Source organism: Microcoleus harperi Pol14_C6 (genome assembly GCF_036701295.1).
GTDB lineage: Bacteria > Cyanobacteriota > Cyanobacteriia > Cyanobacteriales > Microcoleaceae > Microcoleus.
Window position 1 is genome coordinate 1 of record NZ_JAUBQN010000095.1, and the last position, 4,369, is coordinate 4,369.

Consider the following 4,369-nt stretch of genomic DNA (forward strand, 5'->3'; position numbering starts at 1 on the left):
CTGCCCCGCAGGGGGTAAGTTCCGATTAAGAGTAGAGAACAGCGTAAAATACTCACCTATGAAGCGATGGACAATTGCTTCACAGTTATGCTTTGCGCTAGTCGCACGGGCAATCCTTCAGTTTTTTACAAAAAATATCACCCACAACTTGATAAGTGGCGTTTTAACTCAAAATGGCATCCAAACCTACCAAGAGGGCTATGTATGTTCATGACATTGATTTTTGCATTTGGCCTTGGGTTAGTGGCGGGACTGCGAGCTTTGACAGCCCCGGCTGCTTTATTTCTGGCGCGTGGCGGCACGATCGGGATCGTTCTGGCTGTCCTGGCAGTGGCCGAGCTAATTGGCGATATGCTGCCGCAAATTCCCTCTCGCACCAGTCCTCCTGCGTTGATTGCTCGGATTCTTAGTGGTGGCATTGTGGGATGGTTCATCACTGGAGCAAACAGCAGTTTTGCACTCGCTGGAGCGGTCTTGGGTGTTGTAGGTGCACTGGTCGGTGCCTATGGTGGTCGGACGGTGCGGATAGCTGCCATTGAGCGGATTGGTGCAATTCCTGCTGCCCTTGTTGAGGATGTTGTCGCGATCGCTCTAGCTGCCCTAATCGTTACTCGTTGATGTCACAAAGTACGCAAGTCCTAAGATTAACTGGCATCTTAACTCAAAGAACTTGAGCGGTCTAAATTGAACCGAAATAGAAGAATGAAGACAACTGATTGAAAGGCGGATCTGCCACCTTTGCAAGCGATCTGGTCATCAAAATAAGACTGTTGAAATCAGTTATGTATCAACTGATAAAGTAGTAATTGATCGATAGGATACCGATCGCAGATGCAGTCGTCTTTACTATCCAAATCAGATACAGACTGGGAAACTATCAGCACAATTTACATAGGAGCCCCATGAGCACAATCACTACTAAGGATGGTACGCAAATCTATTACAAAGACTGGGGTACAGGACAACCCGTTGTCTTCAGTCACGGTTGGCCGCTGAGTGCGGATGCTTGGGAATCGCAGATGTTTTTTCTCGCCTCGCACGGCTACCGCTGCATCGCCCACGATCGTCGGGGTCATGGGCGATCGAGCCAACCCTGGCACGGCAATGAAATGGACACCTACGCTGACGATCTGGCGGAACTCTTCGAGGCACTCGACCTTAAGGATGCGGTGACGGTCGGACACTCTACAGGCGGTGGTGAAGTGGGGCGGTTTATCGGGCGGCACGGAACATCGCGGGTTGCCAAGGCGGTGCTGATGGGCGCAGTGCCGCCGCTCATGCTCAAGACGGAGGCCAATCCGGGTGGGCTGCCCATTGAGGTCTTTGACGGCTTTCGGGCGGCGTTTTTGGCTGACCGATCGCAGTTCTTCCTCGATGTGGCTAGTGGCCCGTTTTTCGGCTTCAATCGACCCGGTGCCAAAGTCTCCCAAGGTCTGATCCAGTCGTGGTGGATGCAGGGGATGATGGCTGGTCACAAGAACGCTTATGACTGCATTAAGGCGTTTTCGGAAACAGATTTCACTGAAGATTTGAAGAAGTTCGATGTGCCAACGCTGATTATTCATGGCGATGACGATCAGATCGTGCCGATTGGCGCTTCTGCCCTGTTGTCTGCGAAGCTGGTCAAGAATTCGATTTTGAAGATATATCCGGGCGGAACGCATAGCCTGGGCGACACGAGCAAAGACCAACTCAACGCCGACCTGCTGGAATTCCTCAAGTCCTGACGCGAATGCGCGGATGTGAGACCTCACAGTTAAAGATCCGAACGGGTGCATTCTCTTAGGTTCGCAACCGTTTCGGATAGCTTGTTCAAACTCAACAACCACAATATTTAATAACCATGAAAAAACTAGAAGGAAAAATCGCAGTCGTCACAGGTGCGTCTAAAGGTATTGGTGCCGAGATCGCCAAACACCTGGCAGCCGAAGGTGCAGCAGTTGTCGTTAACTATTCATCAAGCAAAGAAGGGGCCGATCGCGTGGTGGATCAAATTACCAGCGCAGGCGGTAAGGCGATCGCAGTCCAGGCAAATGTTGCTAAAAAGGCAGAGATCGAACATCTTTTTTCAGAAACCCAAAAAGCATTCGGCAAGCTAGATATTTTGGTCAACAATGCTGGCATTTATGAATTTTCCCCACTGGAAAACATCACGGAAGAGCACTTCCACAAGCAATTTGACCTCAATGTGCTGGGATTGCTCCTCACCTCACAACAAGGTATAAAGCACTTCGGGCCAGAAGGCGGTAGCATTATCAATATCAGTTCGATCGTCAGCACTCTCGCAACCGCGAACGGCTCAGTCTATAGTGCTACCAAAGCAGCGGTCGATGCCATCACGAAGTCGCTTGCCAAAGAACTCGGTTCACGCCACATCCGTGTCAATTCCATCAATCCTGGGATGGTGGAAACAGAGGGTGCGCACACAGCGGGAATTGCTCAGAGCGAAGGTCGCAAACAAATTGAAGCGCAAACCCCACTGGGTCGAACCGGACAGCCGCAAGACATTGCACCTGCCGTCGTTTTCCTTGCGTCCTCTGATTCAGGATGGATTACTGGCGAAACTCTGTATATCACGGGTGGTCTTCGCTAGCTTTGACAGCGTTGCATTTTTCTGTATGCGAAGTACAGCGCAAAGCTAAAGCATTTTAACCGCACTCGGTACCATTCCATGCAAGGCATTGCTGATTTGGTAATGATTTAGCTATTTCAAAAGCAAATTCCTGCGTAAGAAAATCATTACTTTTCAGCAATGCCAAATGAGGATGTGATAACTCAATCCAAACCCTATCTCAACGAGTAAAGAGTTTTGAACTTGGAGTGTGAGAGAGTTATGAAAGTAAACTATCCCCAAGGAGTTTAGCGCTAATGGAAACAGCAGATGTCATTGTCATAGGGAGCGGTCAAGGCGGCATTCCACTGGCGACTGATTTTGCCAATGAGGGGCGCAAGGTTGTCTTGTTTGAGCGGGATGCTTTAGGCGGTAGTTGCATTAACTATGGCTGCACTCCGTCCAAAGCGTTTTTAGCAGCGGCTCATGCAGCAGGTCGGGCGCGTCAGGCCAAGAAATTAGGCATCAACACAGAGGTTAAAGTGGATTTTCCCGCTGTTATGGAGCGAGTTCGGGGAATCCGCAGCGACTTTAATCAGGGGATTCGGAAGCGATTGGAGACTGCGGGTGTCACCGTCATTTGTGCTGAAGCTTCTTTTGTTGGTGAACGAACGGTCAAAGGTGGGGATGTCACCGTTGAGGCTCCTCTAGTAATTATTAACACGGGTACGTCATCGCTGATTCCTGAGATTCCCGGTCTGGCAGGAACTCCTTATCTGACCAACCGCAATTTCTTTGACTTAAGCACTAAACCCGCCCGTTTATTGGCGATCGGAGGGGGCTATATTGGCTTGGAATTAGGGCAGGGATTGGCGCGTTTGGGCAGTCAGACTCACTTAATTGTGCGGGGATCGCGCCTTTTAGATCGAGAAGAAGCTGATGTCAGCGAGGTCTTAGCAGAAGCCTTCAAGCAGGATGGAATTCAGCTCCATTTTGGGGTGAATGTAAATCAGGTTGCCCATGAGAATAATGTATTTAATCTGACGCTGAGCAATGGCGAACAACTTCAGGGAGAAGCTTTGCTGGTTGCGATCGGACGAAAACCCAATACAGGTGCATTAAATGCCGCCACTAGCGGAATTGAATTAGATGATAAAGGCTTTGTCAAAATTGATGACCAGTTTCACACCACTTGTGCTGGTGTTTATGCGATCGGGGATGCTGCCAAACAGCCTGCTTTTACTCATGTTTCATGGGAGGACTATCGCCGTTTAAAAGCTATTTTGTCTGGAGAAAACCGGACGCGAGGCGATCGCGTTCTTGGCTATGCGGTATACACAGAACCCCAGGTGGGGCGAGTGGGGATGACGTTAGAACAGGCTCAGAAACAAGGCATCAACGCGCGTGCGGTTACGTTACCCATGAGCCAAATTGCGCGTGCGATCGAGTGGGGGCATGACCTGGGGTTTTATCGCACGGTAATCGACAGCGACACAGACAAAATCCTGGGATCAACCCTAGTGGGGTACGAAACTGCTGAACTGGTTCATGTATTTTTATCCCTGATGGAAGCGGGAGCAACTTGGCAGTTATTAGAGCGATCGGTTCACATCCATCCCACCTATGGTGAAGCTTTACCCAGTCTGGCACGGTTGCTGCTTTGAGATAATATGCCTGGGTGTCCGAATATATGAAGAGGTTTTATCCCACACTCGGCACCTCAAAATAAAGAAAACCCCGATTGAGAATTCTTTTCGGCTAGCGAACTGAAGGTTTATTCCTGAATTAAAATTGAGTGTCAGCTTCAGTTTATAGCAA

At 49.6% G+C, this 4,369-nt stretch carries 4 protein-coding genes; all 4 read left to right on the forward strand.

The window, feature by feature from the left end:
• Positions 1-204 precede the first annotated feature (204 nt).
• The 4 genes from QUA27_RS27000 (at position 205) to QUA27_RS27015 (ending at position 4,215) form a co-directional block, all read left to right on the forward strand.
• The gene (locus tag QUA27_RS27000) at positions 205-618 is read left to right on the forward strand and encodes a hypothetical protein (protein ID WP_333072095.1); all 414 of its coding nucleotides are present in this window, start codon (positions 205-207) and stop codon (positions 616-618) included.
• 284 nt (positions 619-902) lie between these two features.
• Positions 903-1,727 (forward strand): alpha/beta fold hydrolase, encoded by an 825-nt coding sequence (locus QUA27_RS27005; protein WP_333072097.1) that lies wholly within the window; start codon positions 903-905, stop codon positions 1,725-1,727.
• 116 nt (positions 1,728-1,843) lie between these two features.
• Positions 1,844-2,593, forward strand: coding sequence for a glucose 1-dehydrogenase (locus QUA27_RS27010; RefSeq protein ID WP_333072098.1), 750 nt, complete (start codon positions 1,844-1,846; stop codon positions 2,591-2,593).
• A 275-nt stretch (positions 2,594-2,868) separates the two neighbouring features.
• Positions 2,869-4,215, forward strand: a complete 1,347-nt coding sequence (locus tag QUA27_RS27015) for a dihydrolipoyl dehydrogenase family protein (RefSeq protein ID WP_333072101.1) — start codon at positions 2,869-2,871, stop codon at positions 4,213-4,215.
• Positions 4,216-4,369 lie beyond the last annotated feature (154 nt).

Bases quoted from the DNA above. Each gene is read 5' to 3' on its own strand.
- QUA27_RS27005 (WP_333072097.1), top strand. From the start codon at position 903: ATGAGCACAATCACTACTAAGGATGGTACGCAAATCTATTACAAAGAC.
- QUA27_RS27015 (WP_333072101.1), top strand. From the start codon at position 2,869: ATGGAAACAGCAGATGTCATTGTCATAGGGAGCGGTCAAGGCGGCATT.
- QUA27_RS27010 (WP_333072098.1), top strand. From the start codon at position 1,844: ATGAAAAAACTAGAAGGAAAAATCGCAGTCGTCACAGGTGCGTCTAAA.
- QUA27_RS27000 (WP_333072095.1), top strand. From the start codon at position 205: ATGTTCATGACATTGATTTTTGCATTTGGCCTTGGGTTAGTGGCGGGA.